This window comes from Streptomyces sp. NPDC088350 (assembly GCF_044753545.1).
Lineage (GTDB): Bacteria > Actinomycetota > Actinomycetes > Streptomycetales > Streptomycetaceae > Streptomyces.
In genome coordinates this window covers 1-13,914 of sequence record NZ_JBIVNL010000013.1, presented here as the reverse complement: position 1 = coordinate 13,914, position 13,914 = coordinate 1, and the positions used below count along the sequence as shown (strand labels likewise).

At 69.0% G+C, this 13,914-nt stretch carries 13 protein-coding genes; 11 read left to right on the top strand and 2 right to left on the bottom strand.

Features of this window, described 5'->3' with window-relative positions:
- Positions 1 to 21: 21 nt before the first annotated feature.
- Both ACIQBL_RS37555 and ACIQBL_RS37550 read left to right on the top strand, forming a co-directional pair.
- Positions 22 to 342 (top strand): DUF397 domain-containing protein, encoded by a 321-nt coding sequence (locus tag ACIQBL_RS37555; protein WP_401950442.1) that lies wholly within the window; start codon positions 22 to 24, stop codon positions 340 to 342.
- Positions 335 to 739, top strand: a complete 405-nt coding sequence (locus ACIQBL_RS37550; RefSeq protein ID WP_401950440.1) for a VOC family protein — start codon at positions 335 to 337, stop codon at positions 737 to 739. Before ACIQBL_RS37555 ends, ACIQBL_RS37550 begins: the two co-directional genes overlap by 8 nt.
- Before the next feature lie 116 nt (positions 740 to 855).
- Here ACIQBL_RS37550 and ACIQBL_RS37545 read toward each other — a convergent pair whose 3' ends face one another.
- A complete protein-coding gene (locus tag ACIQBL_RS37545; RefSeq protein ID WP_401950438.1) occupies positions 856 to 1,779 on the bottom strand; it encodes an oxidoreductase in 924 nt (307 codons plus the stop codon).
- 99 nt (positions 1,780 to 1,878) lie between these two features.
- On the opposite strand from ACIQBL_RS37545, the gene ACIQBL_RS37540 reads away from it, so the two are divergent.
- The 9 genes from ACIQBL_RS37540 to ACIQBL_RS37500 all read left to right on the top strand — a co-directional run bounded on the left by ACIQBL_RS37540 (position 1,879) and on the right by ACIQBL_RS37500 (position 13,223).
- Positions 1,879 to 2,469, top strand: a complete 591-nt coding sequence (locus ACIQBL_RS37540) for a TetR/AcrR family transcriptional regulator (RefSeq protein ID WP_401950435.1) — start codon at positions 1,879 to 1,881, stop codon at positions 2,467 to 2,469.
- A 271-nt stretch (positions 2,470 to 2,740) separates the two neighbouring features.
- The gene (locus ACIQBL_RS37535; protein WP_401950432.1) at positions 2,741 to 4,114 is read left to right on the top strand and encodes a peptidase S8; all 1,374 of its coding nucleotides are present in this window, start codon (positions 2,741 to 2,743) and stop codon (positions 4,112 to 4,114) included.
- A 331-nt stretch (positions 4,115 to 4,445) separates the two neighbouring features.
- On the top strand, positions 4,446 to 5,759 hold the full coding sequence (locus tag ACIQBL_RS37530; protein WP_401950429.1) for a peptidase S8: 1,314 nt from the start codon (positions 4,446 to 4,448) through the stop codon (positions 5,757 to 5,759).
- A 372-nt stretch (positions 5,760 to 6,131) separates the two neighbouring features.
- Complete coding sequence (locus tag ACIQBL_RS37525) at positions 6,132 to 6,440, top strand: hypothetical protein (RefSeq protein WP_401950427.1); 309 nt, start codon at positions 6,132 to 6,134, stop codon at positions 6,438 to 6,440.
- Positions 6,441 to 6,608: 168 nt separating this feature from the next.
- Positions 6,609 to 7,451, top strand: coding sequence for a hypothetical protein (locus tag ACIQBL_RS37520; protein WP_401950424.1), 843 nt, complete (start codon positions 6,609 to 6,611; stop codon positions 7,449 to 7,451).
- Positions 7,441 to 8,760: a hypothetical protein gene (locus tag ACIQBL_RS37515; RefSeq protein ID WP_401950422.1), complete on the top strand. Its 1,320-nt coding sequence runs from the start codon at positions 7,441 to 7,443 to the stop codon at positions 8,758 to 8,760. Before ACIQBL_RS37520 ends, ACIQBL_RS37515 begins: the two co-directional genes overlap by 11 nt.
- Positions 8,757 to 10,316, top strand: a complete 1,560-nt coding sequence (locus tag ACIQBL_RS37510) for an SCO6880 family protein (protein ID WP_401950419.1) — start codon at positions 8,757 to 8,759, stop codon at positions 10,314 to 10,316. Before ACIQBL_RS37515 ends, ACIQBL_RS37510 begins: the two co-directional genes overlap by 4 nt.
- Before the next feature lie 8 nt (positions 10,317 to 10,324).
- Positions 10,325 to 11,758, top strand: a complete 1,434-nt coding sequence (locus ACIQBL_RS37505) for an ATP-binding protein (RefSeq protein WP_043672922.1) — start codon at positions 10,325 to 10,327, stop codon at positions 11,756 to 11,758.
- 16 nt (positions 11,759 to 11,774) lie between these two features.
- Positions 11,775 to 13,223 carry a type IV secretory system conjugative DNA transfer family protein gene (locus ACIQBL_RS37500; RefSeq protein ID WP_401950416.1) on the top strand — a complete coding sequence of 483 codons (1,449 nt, stop codon included), beginning with the start codon at positions 11,775 to 11,777 and terminating at the stop codon, positions 13,221 to 13,223.
- A gap of 24 nt (positions 13,224 to 13,247) precedes the next feature.
- On the opposite strand, the gene ACIQBL_RS37495 is transcribed toward ACIQBL_RS37500, so the two are convergent.
- Entirely contained in the window at positions 13,248 to 13,793 is a 546-nt protein-coding gene (locus tag ACIQBL_RS37495; protein WP_401950413.1) for a GNAT family N-acetyltransferase, read from the bottom strand.
- Positions 13,794 to 13,914 lie beyond the last annotated feature (121 nt).

Genomic DNA, 13,914 nt, shown 5'->3' with positions numbered 1-13,914 from the left:
CACTCGACGAAGGAAACCCCCGTGTCTGACATCCCCCCCGACCTCATCTGGGAACGAGCGGCCCCACCGGACGCGACGGGCCCTGGCCCCTGGATCGAGATCGCCTTCGGTGCCGGGGACGACGGCGAGGCCCCGGTCTACATCCGCGAGACCAGCGACCCGGAGAACGTCGTCACCACCAACCGCCGCAAGTGGGACGCCTTCGTGCTCGGCGTACAGGCGGGCGAGTTCGACCACTTCGTGGAGGGAGTGGAGGACGTAGCGGGAGTGAAGGACGGGGAGGGAGCGGACGGGGAGAATCCGGCGGACCCGACAGCCCCGGAAAACACGCCACATGCATAGAAGCCGCGTCTACGCCCTCCTGATCGACACCCCCGGCCCGGAGGCCGCCGCCGCGGCGGCCTTCTGGTCCGCGGCACTCGGCGCCCCCGCGGAACCCGTCCCCGCGGAGGAGCAGTTCACCTCCCTCCACGAGGCAATCCCCGGTCTGGTCACGGCGGTTCAGTCCATCGACGACCCCAACCCCCGCTTCCACCTCGACATCGAAACGGACGACGTGGAGGCGGAGACCGCCCGCCTGCTCGCCCTGGGCGCGACCCAGATCGCCCGCTGGCTGGAGTGCCGAGTGCTGCGCGCCCCCGGCGGCCACCTGCTCTGCGTCCTGCCGGTCCACAGCGACCCGGCAGTCTTCAGCGCCGGGGCACGCACCTGGAGCGGGGCCGCCGTGCCCAGGACGTGACCGTGAGGAGCAGCAGGGGGATCAGGACCGCCGGCTCCCCGAGGCCGTAGCAGACCGCCAGGTGGGACGCATCTCACAACAGCACCGCTCAGAACCTCGTCTCACGCCGGGCCCCCCTACGCCGCCGCCCCCACCGGGAACCGCACCCCGGTGAGCTCCTCGGACGCCGTCCACAACCGCTTCGCCGCCGCCACGTCGCTCGCCGCCGCGCTCCGCCCCACCAGCGTCGGCGCGCCCCGCATCTCCATCGGCCCGCTCGGCCCGACGTAACTCGCGCCCGGCAGATCCTGGGTCGCGGCGAACAGTGTCGGCAGGGCGCCCCCCTTGTCGTCCTGCGCCACGACCTTGTTGCCGACGGCCATCAGCGCGTGGGCGACGGGGTTGCCCGTGTGGCTCTGGAGGTTGGTCGCCGCCCAGCCCGGGTGCGCCGCGAGGGAGCGGACGCGCGAGCCCGTCTCCGTGAGCCTGCGCTGCAGTTCGAGCGTGAAGAGCAGGTTGGCCAGCTTGGACTGGCAGTACGCGCGCTGCGGGCTGTAGACGCCGTCCAGGTTCAGGTTCTCGAAGTGGATGACGCGGTCGCCCATCCGGTGCGCGCCGGAGGAGACCGTCACCACCCGGTCGGTGATGTGCGGCAGCAGCAGGTTCGTGAGGGCGAAGTGGCCCAGGTGGTTGGTGCCGAACTGCGTCTCGAAGCCGTCGCGTGTCCGCCGCTCGGGGAGCATCATCACGCCCGCGTTGTTGACCAGCAGGTCCAGCGGCCCCTCCCACCCTTCGGCGAACTCCCGCACGGACGCGAGGTCGGCGAGGTCCAGCCGCCGCACTTCGGTACTGCCGCTCACCTTCGCCGCCGCGGCCCGCCCCCGCTCCGGGTCCCGTACGGCGAACACGACATGCGCGCCCGCACGGGCCAGCTCGGCGGCTGCCGCCAGGCCGATACCGCTGTTGGCGCCCGTGACGACCGCCGTACGGCCGGAGAGGTCGGGGATCCGGCTCGCGTCCCACTTGCCGCTGCCGCTGTTGGTCCTGCCCGTCTTGTCCATGCCTCCCAATGTAGGCAACGTCAACAATGCTGTCAATGACAACAATGATGTCGGCGGCAACAATGCTGGCGCCGCCAACATCGGGATACGATGGTCCGCATGCCCGTACGCCCCTATCACCACGGAGACCTGCGCTCCGCCCTGCTCGCGAGCGCGGAGCGCACCCTGCTGGAGAAGGGGGTGGCCGCCCTGTCCCTGCGCGAACTCGCCCGGGACATCGGGGTGAGCCACGCGGCCCCGGGCCGCCACTTCAAGGACAAGCAGGCCCTGCTCGACGCCCTGGCGCTGGCCGGCTTCGAGCGCATGGCCGAGTGGCTGAACGCCGCGGACAGCCCCGAGCTGCCGCTCGAAGCCCGCCTCACCGAACTGGCCAGGACCTACGTGCACTTCGCGGTCTCGAACGCCGAGCTGCTCGAGGTCATGTACTCCCGCAAGCACGACCCGGACATCTCCGAGCAGCTGCGGGCGGCCGTGGACGCCACGACGGCCCACTTCGTCCGGGTCGTCTCCGACGCCCAGGAGCGCGGCGAGATGATCCCCGGCGCCCCCTGGACCATCGCCCTCGTCATCGGCGCCGCCATCCACGGCACGGCCTCCTTCGCGGCTCAGGGCACCCTCACCCCGGAGGCCGCGGTCGACGGCACCCCGGACCTGATACACCACCTGCTGAACGGCCTCAGGCCCCGCTAGTCACCCGCCCGGTGACGCCTGTCAACGCGCGTCACGCTGTGGAGTTCCCGTGGAGAGAGTCAAGTCCGGGCCATCCCCACGCCATCCCGGCGCCATTGATCAGCAATCCCGGAACCCCCTTGGGTAACGCGGAAGTCAGAGTTCCGGAATCCTCCTTGTTGTCACGTACTCAACAAGAGATGGTCGTCGCGGGCCGCCGCCCCCACCGGGAACCTCACCGGTGGAGCCCCCACCCGCAGGCCTCTGCCAACCTCTCCCTGGAGGCTGTACGTTGCGTACGTCATCGCCCAACTCCCCCCACATACGCGGCAACTGGCGCAGAATCGGTTCTGCCGCTGCCGCGACCGCCGCGCTCCTGATCGCCGGACTCGGCACCGCGGCCCACGCGAGCGCCGCCGCGGACACCACCGCGAGCACCAAGAAGGTCAGCGCCAAGGCCATCGCCGCACAGGTCGCCAAGGCCCATGTGCGGTACGAGAAGGCCGGCTGCGGCGCCACCCCGAAGAAGGGCTTCGCCGCCTGTAACGCCCTCCGTGTCACCGGCGGCACCACCGCCTTCATGGAGAAGCAGGCCGCGCTGAAGGGCGTCGCGCCCAAGACCATCTCCCCGAAGGCCGCCACCGACGACCCCACCGGCTACGGCCCCACGGACATCCAGTCCGCCTACGGCCTGGCCTCCGCCGCCTCCTCGAACGGCTCGGGCGAGACCGTCGCCATCGTCGACGCCTACGACGACCCGAACGCCGAGGCCGACCTCGCGACCTACCGGTCGTACTACGGCCTCTCGGACTGCACCACGGACAACGGCTGCTTCACCAAGGTCAGCCAGACCGGCTCGACGACCTCCCTCCCCTCCGCCGACAGCGGCTGGGCCGGTGAGGAGTCCCTCGACCTCGACATGGTCAGCGCGACCTGCCCGAACTGCAACATCCTCCTGGTCGAGGCCAAGTCGGCGAGCGACGCCAACCTGGGCACCGCGGTGAACGAGGCCGTCGCCCTGGGCGCGAAGTACGTCTCGAACTCCTACGGCGGCTCGGAGTCCTCCTCCGACACGACGTACGACACCAAGTACTACAAGCACGCGGGCGTCGCCATCACCGCGAGCGCGGGCGACGAGGCCTACGGCGCCGAGTACCCGGCCGGCTCCCGCTACGTCACCGCCGTCGGCGGCACCAAGCTCTCCACGTCCTCCAACTCCCGCGGCTGGACCGAGAGCGTCTGGAAGACCAGCAGCACCGAGGGCACCGGCTCCGGCTGCTCCGCGTACGACGCGAAGCCCACCTGGCAGACCGACACGGGCTGCACCAAGCGCATGATCTCCGACGTCTCCGCGGTCGCCGACCCGGCCACGGGTGTCTCCGTCTACGACACCTACGGCTCCGACGGCGTCGGCTGGGGCACCTACGGCGGCACCAGCGCCTCGTCCCCGATCATCGCCTCGGTCTACGCCCTCGCCGGCACCCCGTCCAGCAGCTCCTACCCGGCCAGCTTCCCCTACGCCTCGGCCGGCACCTCCGCCCTGAACGACGTGACGAGCGGCAACAACGGCACCTGCTCGACGAGTTACTTCTGCACCGCCAAGTCGGGCTACGACGGCCCGACCGGCTGGGGCACCCCGGAGGGCGTGTCCGCCTTCACCGGCTGACACCCCCCGCAGTACCTCCCCGTCGGGTCACGGGGAGCCGCCGGCAAGAGGGGGACGTGGGGTCCCCTCGGCGGAGCAAGTGGCAACGGGCCGCGGCAACCAGCCGCGGCCCGTTCGCCATGTCCGGGGCCCCAACTCCCATGAAAAACCTGTGAGTTTGGTAAAGAGCCAGACCCTGTTCGGTAAGCCTGAAGTCAGGATTCCGGAAGCCTCTTGTTGTCGCGTACTCAACAAGAGATGGTCATCGCGAGCCGCCCCCCACGGCCGGGGAACCCGTACCGGCGAGACGCACCCGCACCGCCCCTGTTCCACCGACTCAGGAGGCTGCACCTTGCGTACCACGACCCCCAACTCCCCCCACACGCACGGTAGATGGCGCCGCATGGGATCCGTCGCGATAGCCACAGCCGCACTCGTCTTCACCGGCCTCGGCACCGCCGTACAGGCCGACGCCGTACAGAGCGCCACCACCTCCACCAAGGTGACCTACGCCGCCACCCCCTGTGCGACCCCCAAGCACACCGGCGATCTCACCTGCAAGTCCTACCGCGTCACCGGCGGCCTCACCGCCTACCAGAAGATGCAGGCCGCGAAGACCGGCATCACCCCCAAGGCGGCCGACGCGTCGACCCCCTCCGGCTACAGCCCCACCAACCTCCGGTCCGCGTACGGCCTGACCTCCGCCGCCGCCTCCAACGGCTCCGGTGAGACGATCGCGATCGTCGACGCGTACAACGACCCGAACGCCGAGGCCGACCTCGCCACCTACCGTTCGTACTACGGCCTTTCGGCCTGCACGACGGCCAACGGCTGCTTCAAGAAGGTCAGCCAGACCGGCTCGACGACCTCGCTGCCCTCGTCCGACGCCGGCTGGTCCGAGGAGATCTCCCTCGACCTCGACATGGCGAGCGCGATCTGCCCGCTGTGCAACATCACCCTCGTCGAGGCCACCAGCGCCAGCTACGCCAACCTCGGCACCGCCGAGAACGAGGCCGTCACCCTCGGCGCCAAGTTCGTCTCCAACTCCTACGGCGGCTCCGAGTCCTCCTCGCAGACGTCGTACGACACCTCGTACTACAACCACGCGGGCGTCGCCATCACCGTCTCCTCCGGTGACAGCGCCTACGGCGCCGAGTACCCGGCGACCTCCCGGTATGTCACCGCGGTCGGCGGCACCAAGCTCTCCACCTCCTCCACCACCCGCGGCTGGACCGAGACCGTCTGGAAGACGTCCAGCACCGAGGGCACCGGCTCCGGCTGCTCCTCCTACGACGCCAAGCCCAGCTGGCAGACCGACACCGGCTGCACCAAGCGCATGGAGTCCGACGTCTCCGCCGTCGCCGACCCCGCCACCGGCGTCTCGGTCTACGACTCCTACGGCGTCACCGCCGGCTGGTACACCTTCGGCGGCACCAGCGTCTCCGCCCCGATCATCGCCGGCGTCTACGCCCTCGCCGGCACCCCGGCCAGCGGCACCTACCCGGCGCAGTACCCCTACGACTACGCGGGCACCTCGTCCCTCAACGACGTGACGAGCGGCAACAACGGCACCTGCACCACGTCGTACTTCTGCACCGCCACCACCGGCTACGACGGCCCGACCGGCTGGGGCACCCCGGAGGGCATCTCGGCCTTCGCCAACTGACGACGACCTGGCCCCCACCCTGAACTGATCCTCAGTCACACGACGTGCCGGAGTGGGTCGTGGGGGCCACACCTGGCACGGGAGAACGGGCCGCGGCATCCAGCCGCGGCCCGTTCATCATGAGAACATCAACGCGAACCGAATCCAGTAATCAGGGGCTAACGACCAAACCACGCACAGGTTCCGCTCAGGCCTCATTGCCCGGCGTTACCTACCGTGATACACAGAGTGACCGTACGGGGTATTCGTACGAAACCCGCCAACCAATGACGCCAAGTCGACATCCGACGGCGTCTTTGTCGGCGACAATGATGCCTGACCTCTGCGCACCTGCAGGGGATGCGGAACTACCCATCAGGGGCGGTGACTTACATGCTCTCTGCGGCCGGCAAGGGAGACATCAACACCATCATCGGCGGGATCGCTCCGGACTGGGGCCCCTTCGGCAGCCTGGGCAACGAGGCGAAGGTGATGATCGAGGTCGTCATGGCGGTCGCCATCCTGCTCTGCCTCGGGATCGCCGTATGGGGTGCGGCCAAACAGCGCATCGGCGCGACGGCGCTCCGCGACACCTTCAGCGCGGAACAGGGCAAGGGCCTCATCGTCGCCGGTCTCACCGGGGTGTTCATCATCGGCTCCCTGGGCACCCTCTTCACCATCGTGTACGGCATGGCCGTATAGCCAAGCCCGGTAGGTCCCCCTCTCCCCACCCCACCCGCCCGTCGTGCCCACCGGCTGAGGTTGCGTTTCCCTGATGTCGAGTCACCACACCGCGCCCACGCGGGAACCAGCACGGCTACCGTCGTACTTCCAGATGTTTCTGGACGACGGCGAAGGGGCGTACCCGGCATGAGTCCCGGAGACGAGCACGAGACCTCCGGCGGTTACGGCGGCACCGGCCAGACCCGGACCCGCCTGCCGCAGGGCACCGGCGGCGACATCTACGGAGGCGCCCGCAGAACCGGCCGCTCCTCCTCCAAAAGCCTGGTGACGGTCGTCGGAGTCGTCGTCCTCCTCATCGCCGCGATCGCCTTCGCCAACCGCGGAGGCGACAACTCCACGTCGACGGACGGCAGTACGGCGAGCGGTTCCAAGCCGGATGCCGCGTCCACGGCAGCGAGCGGGACGAAGCCGGTGGAGTCGAAGGCGGGCGGGATTCCGGCCGGGTTCGCACACGACCAGCAGGGCGCGGAGAGCGCGGCGACCAACTACGCCACGGTGCTGGTCTCGGCGGACATCCTCAAGCCGACCAGGCGGACCGAGATCGTGCGGCAGGTCTTCGTGGCCGACAAGCAGGTCGCGCTGGAGAACAGCCTCAACCAGGCCTACTCCAAGGACTTCCTGAGCAAGCTCGGCCTGGACGGGAACGGCAACGCGACCGCGGGCAACACCTACGTCTCGCGCACCGTGCCCATCGGCACCAAGGTCACGGGCTACTCGGACACCACGGCAACGGCCGAGGTCTGGTGCACCGGGCTCTACGGCACAGCGGGCACGGCCTCGACCAACCCGGTGACCAGCGACTGGTTCACCCTCACGCTCCACCTGCGCTGGTCCGACAACGACTGGAAAGCCGACAGCTTCTCCCAGCAGGACGGCCCAGCCCCCGTTCCCGGCGACAACAAGGCATCGACCGCCGACGCCATGGCCAAGGCCGTCCAGGAGTACGGAGGGTTCACCTATGCCCGGTAGCTCGCATCGCGCACTCAAGGTCGCAGCCGCCTTCACCGCCGTACAGACCGCTGCCGTGCTGTTGGCCACCCACGCCGTCGCAGCCCCTTCTCCGTCCCCGTCACCCTCGGCGTCGGCGGCTCAGCAGTGCAAACTCCTCGTCGGCGACGCCAAGGACATCTGCGAGAACGGCAAGGCCGGATCAGGCTCCACCACCACCCCCAGCACCACCGACACCCTCGACCCCCTCTCCTCCCTCGCCAAGGGCTGCGCCGAAGCCGCCTCCTGGACGATCGACAAGCTCAGCGTCGCCGTCAAGGACACCGCGAGCGTCGACTTCACGAACAACAGGTTCCTTCAGCAGTACGCCGTCGTCTTCGCCGCGTCCACGATCCTCACGCTCCTCCTGTGGCTCCTCGCGGTGGCGAAGCGCGCGGTACGGGGCGTCCCCCTCACCACCGCGATCTCCGAGGCCGTCGGCTTCCTCTGGCTCACGGTCATCGCCTCCGCGTTCACACCCCTGATCCTGTACACAGTCGTCTCCGCCACGGACGGCATCACGGACGTCCTCGCGAAGACGACAGGCAACCAGGACACCTTCTTCGGCAACTTCTCCAACGCCCTGGCCAAGGGAAACAACATCGGCGGCGGCCCGATCATGCTGATCGTCGTCTCCCTGGTCAGCATCCTCGCCGCCGGCGTCCTCTGGCTGGAACTCGTCATCCGCGCCGCCCTCCTCTACGTAGGCGCCCTCCTCGGCACCGTCGTCTACGCGGGCCTCGTCGACAAGAACCTGTGGGGCCACGTCCGCCGCTGGGCGGGCATCATGATCGCGGTGATCCTGGTCAAACCGGTCATCGTCATCGTGCTCGGCCTGGCCGGCGCGCTGTCCTCCGCCGACGGCCCGGACTCCTTCTCCGCCGTCGTCTCCGGCCTCGCCATCATCCTGCTCGCCATCTTCGCCAGCGCGATGATCTACCGCTTCGTCCCCGGCTTCGGCGACGACATCGCCAACGGCCGCAACAACCGCATCATGCAGGGCGCCGAGGGCAAGGCCGCCGCGGTCATCAGCTCCCCGGCGACCATGGTCGCCCAGGGCATCAAGACCCACAGCGCCCGCACGAACGACGGCGGGGGCGGCGGACAGTCCTCCGGCGGCGCCCGCCCCTCCAACCCGGTCTCCGGCGGCGTCGCGGCCCACAGCAGCCGCCCGTCGAGCGGTGGCGGCGGAGCTGTCCCCTCCGCCGCGCCCCCGCCCCGCCAGAGCCCGGCGAACACCCCGCACGCCAGCAACGCCCGCAACAACCGCACGGGAGGTGAAGGGCGTTGACGACAGAGTCCCACCTGTCCCATCCGATCACGCCCCGCCGGACATATCTCATCGGCCGAGCCCGGCCGAACGCGATCGTCGGCAAGAATCGCGAGACCGGCGAGATCGCGCTCATCATCCTGGGCGCGTTCCTCGGCATGATGAGCGGACTCCTCGTCCCCGTCCTCTCCCTGCGCATCGTGCTGCTGACAGGCTTCCCGATGCTGGCGCTGATGGCGGTCTACGTGCCGTACAAGCGCCGTACGTTCTACAAGTGGTTCGAGATCAACCGCAGTTACAAGCGGACCCTGCGCAACGGCACGACGTACCGCTCCTCCGTCATGGAGGCCGGCGTCCACCTCGACGGACGCGAGGTCGAGATCGGCCCACCGCCCGGGATCGGCCGCATCAACTGGCTGGCCGCCCCCTTCGGCCCGGACGAGATCGCCGTCCTCCTGCACGCCGACCGCCGTACGGTCACCGCGGCGATCGAGATCGAGGGCCCGGGCGTCGGTCTGCGCGACAGCGAGGACCAGGAGGCCCTCGTCGACCGCTTCGGCACGCTCCTCAAGCACGTGGCGAACGGCGACGGCTTCGTCACCCGCCTCCAGATGCTCGCCCGCACCCTCCCCGCCGACCCGGACGCCCACGCCAAGGACGTCGCCCAGCGCGGCGACGAGAAGGCACTGACCTGGCTCCAGCAGTCGTACGACCAACTGCAGTCGATGGTGTCCACGAGCAGCGAGCAGCACCGCGCCTACCTCGTCGCCTGCATGCACTTCACCCGCGAACTCTCCGCCGAGGCCCACGCGATGGCCCGCGCCTCGCGCCCCCAGGCGGGCCGCAAGCTCGACCGGGACGCCGGCCTCGCGGTCGTCATGGCACGCGAACTCACCGACATCTGCTCGCGGTTGCAGGAGGCGGACATCCGCGTACGGCAACCGCTCGGCCAGGGCCGGCTCGCCTCGCTGATCCACTCCATGTACGACCCGGACCACCCCATCGACCACCTCCAGGCGATGACGAAGCGCAACGCCTGGCCGGCCGAACTCGACGCCATGGAACCGACGTTCCTCCAGGCGAAGACCCGCGAGTCGTCCACCCGCGAACCGTGGTGCCACGCCACGGCCTGGGTGAAGGAGTGGCCGATGACCCCGGTGGGAGTCAACTTCCTGGCGCCCCTCCTCGTCCACACCCCGGACGTCATCCGCACGGTCGCCGTCACGATGGACCTCGAACCCACCGAGGTCGCCATCGAACGCATGCTGACCGAGAAGACCAACGACGAGGCCGACGCCTCCCGCGCCGCCAAGATGAACCGCACCGTCGACCCCCGTGACGTGGCCGCCCACGGCCGCATGGACCAGCGCGGCGAGGACCTCGCGAGCGGCGCGGCCGGCGTGAACCTCGTCGGCTACATCACCGTCTCCTCCCGCAACCCCGAGGCCCTCGCGCGCGACAAGCGCACGATAAGGGCATCCGCCGGCAAGTCGTATCTGAAGCTGGAGTGGTGCGACCGCGAGCACCACCGCGCGTTTGTGAACACACTGCCGTTCGCCACCGGCATCCGGAGGTAGGGACTCAGATGCGGGATCCGCTGTCCGTCCTCACCGACGCCTTCACGTCCTTCCTCTTCGGCAAGATCGAGTCCACCCGCCTCCCGGTCCGCACCTCGACGGGCCAGGCCCAGGCGGTCTATCTCCCCACGGCCGCCCCCGGGTTGGGCGACTCGGGCGTCATCATCGGCCGCGAGGTCTACTCCGGCAAGGGCTACATCTACGACCCCTTCCAGCTCTACGGCCAGCAACTCCCCGCCCCCCACTGGCTGGTGCTCGGCGAGTCCGGCAACGGCAAGTCGGCCCTGGAGAAGACGTACGTCCTACGCCAACTGCGCTTCCGCGACCGCCAGGTGGTCGTCCTGGACGCACAGGGCGAGGACGGCGTCGGCGAATGGAACCTCATCGCGGAGGAGTTGGGGATAACCCCCATCCGCCTGGACCCAACCGCCGCCCTGGACATGGGAATCCGCCTCAACCCCCTGGACCCGGCGATCACGACGACCGGCCAACTCGCCCTGCTCCGCACGATCATCGAGGTGGCGATGGGCCACGGCCTCGACGAGCGCTCCGGCTTCGCGCTGAAGGTGGCGCACGCCTACGTCAACGAGACGATCGTCGAACGCCAGCCGGTCCTCATGGACATCGTCGAGCAACTACGCCACCCCGAACCGGAGTCGGCCGAGGCCATGAACGTCGCCATAGACGACGTACGGGCATGGGGCCTGGACGTGGCACTCGTCATCGACCGCCTGGTCGACGGCGACCTCCGGGGCATGTTCGACGGCCCGACGACGGTAGGCATCGACCTGGACGCCCCGCTCATCGTCTTCGATCTGTCCCACATCGACCGCAACTCCATCGCCATGCCCATCCTGATGGCCATCGTCGGCGTCTGGCTGGAACACACCTGGATCCGCCCCGACCGGAAGAAGCGCATCTTCCTCGTCGAGGAGGCCTGGCACATCATCAACAGCCCCTTCGTGGCCCAACTCTTCCAGCGCCTGCTGAAGTTCGGCCGCCGCCTGGGCCTGTCGTTCGTGGCGGTGGTCCACCACCTGTCGGACGTAGTTGACGGGGCTGCCGCAAAGGAAGCGGCGGCGATCCTCAAAATGGCCTCGACACGAACGATCTACGCCCAGAAGGCGGACGAAGCCCGGGCAACCGGGCGGGTGTTGGGATTGCCCCGCTGGGCGGTGGAGATCATCCCGACCCTCACCCCCGGCATCGCGGTCTGGGACGTCAACGGCAACGTCCAGGTGGTCAAACACCTGATCACCGAGACGGAACGCCCGCTCGTCTTCACCGACCGCGCGATGACCCAGTCCTCCCGCGACCACGACCGCGAACTGACCGACGACGCCCTGCGCGCCGCCGAGTTGGAGGCGGAGGAACGCGCGGCGGCCTTCATGGAACAGCACCTGAGCGATCTCGACGGTTCCTCCGAGTCCACGGTGGCGTGAGAGGCGAAGAGGTGAGATGAGACCGAACGACGAACGGGAGCGCCGAGGAGGCATCCCCGACGGCCTGTTGATCGGCCTGCTCGCGTTCCTCCTCGGCATGACCCTGCTGGTGTGGTCGGCCGCGGGCCTGGCGGCCCTGTTCTCCAAGGGCGCCTGGCCCACGGGCGTCACCTTCGCCCGCACCCCGCTGGCCATGCGCCACCTGATCGGCCAACCGCACGACATCACCGGCGCCTGGCCGGAAACCCCACCCACCCAACTCTCCGGCTACGGCCTCTTCTGGGGCCTGTTCATCGGCCAGCTGATGGTCCTTTTCGTCCTCACCGTGTTCACGATGGGCACGGTGGCGAGATGGCGGGCGGTACGGGCCCGGGCCCGAACAGAACAGCAGACACCGGAAGTTCACGAGGTTCCGGCCCAGAGACCGGAACCACAGCCCCAGCCGCAGCCAACGGCCGTCTTCGAACAGCCGCCGAGCGCACCGCTGCTCGCTTCTGCCTCTGTCTCTGCTTCTCCGATGAACGGTGAACGGGCGGGTGGGTGGGAAAAGATTTTCGTGGCACCGCCGGAAAGCCGCCAAGCAACCGCAACCCAGGCCATACGGGACGCGGAAGGCCCAGCCCTCGTCGTCACGTCAAACCGCGCCATCTGGCAGGACACCAAGGACGCCAGAGCCAAACTCGGCCCGGTCCTCCTCTACGACCCCACCCACCTCTGCGACACCCCGGCCCGCCTGCACTGGTCCCCCACCACCGGCTGCGAGGACAAACAGACGGCGGTGAAGAGAGCCACCGCCCTCCTCGCCCCGGTAAGACCCACAGCAAAGATCGACCAGGCAACCGCAGACACCGCCGAAACGCTCCTGCGGAGCTACCTGCACGCCGCCGCGATCGACGGCCGCACCATCCGCCACGTCCACCGCTGGTCCCAGGGCACCCAGATCCAGGACGCGGTACGCACCCTCCGCACCAACCCCAAGGCAGCCCCCGGCGCAGCGGGCGAACTGGAGGCGGCACTCACATCTCACCCCGAACGCCGGGACATCGCGCAGGAGTTGACGAGCCGAGCGCTGTCCTCCCTCTTCACGGTCAACATCCGCGAAGCCTGCACACCCAACAGAACTGACGCGCTCTCCTTGGATTCCTTCGCGAACGAAGGGGGCACGCTGTATCTGGTAGGTGAATCCATCGAGGACCCCCGTACGAACCCGGGCGCGATGCCTCTCCTCACCGCCCTCGCATCAAGCGTGGTCGAGCGCGGCCGGCACATGGCCGAACGGTCATCGGCCGGTCGCCTCGACCCACCAATGACGCTTGTCCTGGACGACGTCGCCGCCGTGGCCCCGCTCCCCCAGCTCCCGGAACTCCTCGCCACGGGAGCAGACCGAGGCCTGCCGACCCTGGCCCTCCTCCGCTCCAGAGAACAGGCAAGGGCCCGGTGGCCACACCACGAACTACCGGTGTAGCAACGGGACTTACGGGCGCTACGGCTACGGCCGCTCGACCGCCATCTCCCACTCACGCTCGTCCGGGTTCCCGCCCAGCGGCACAGTGACCCCCGTGGGTATGAAGCCGACCTTGCCGTAGAACCGTCGCGCCCGCTCGTTGTCCTCGTGCACGATGAGCCGCACCCGCTCGACACCGCGCCCCCAGGCCCACTCCAGCGCCGCGTCGAAGAGCACCTCGGTCAGTCCGATGCCCCGGACCTCCGGCCGCACGAACACCCCGACGATGTGCCCCTGCTTCCGCTCGACCGCGAGGCCGGCCCAGTCGACGGTCCCGGCCTCCTCAAGAAGCACGGTCACCGTCCCGACCCACTCCCCGTCCGGCCCCTCGGCAATGATCTGCTGGGCCCCTTCAGCGCCTTCGGCGGCTCCTACGGCCCGCTCCTGATAGAAGGAGTCCGGCCGGACGATCGCCGTGTCGTAGGTCTCCAGGAAGGCGAGATGCGCGACGGGATCCTGCAGGGCAACGAGCCGCAGCTCCTTTGCCGCGGCCCACTCGTCGGCGCGTATCGAACGAATCTTGTAGTTCATGTCAGCCACGGTAGCCACCGTAGCCGAAACGCAGAAAACCCCTGTACCGAATAAACGGTACAGGGGTTTTCGCAATATTTGTTCGGCGGCGTCCTACTCTCCCACAGGGTCCCCCCTGCAG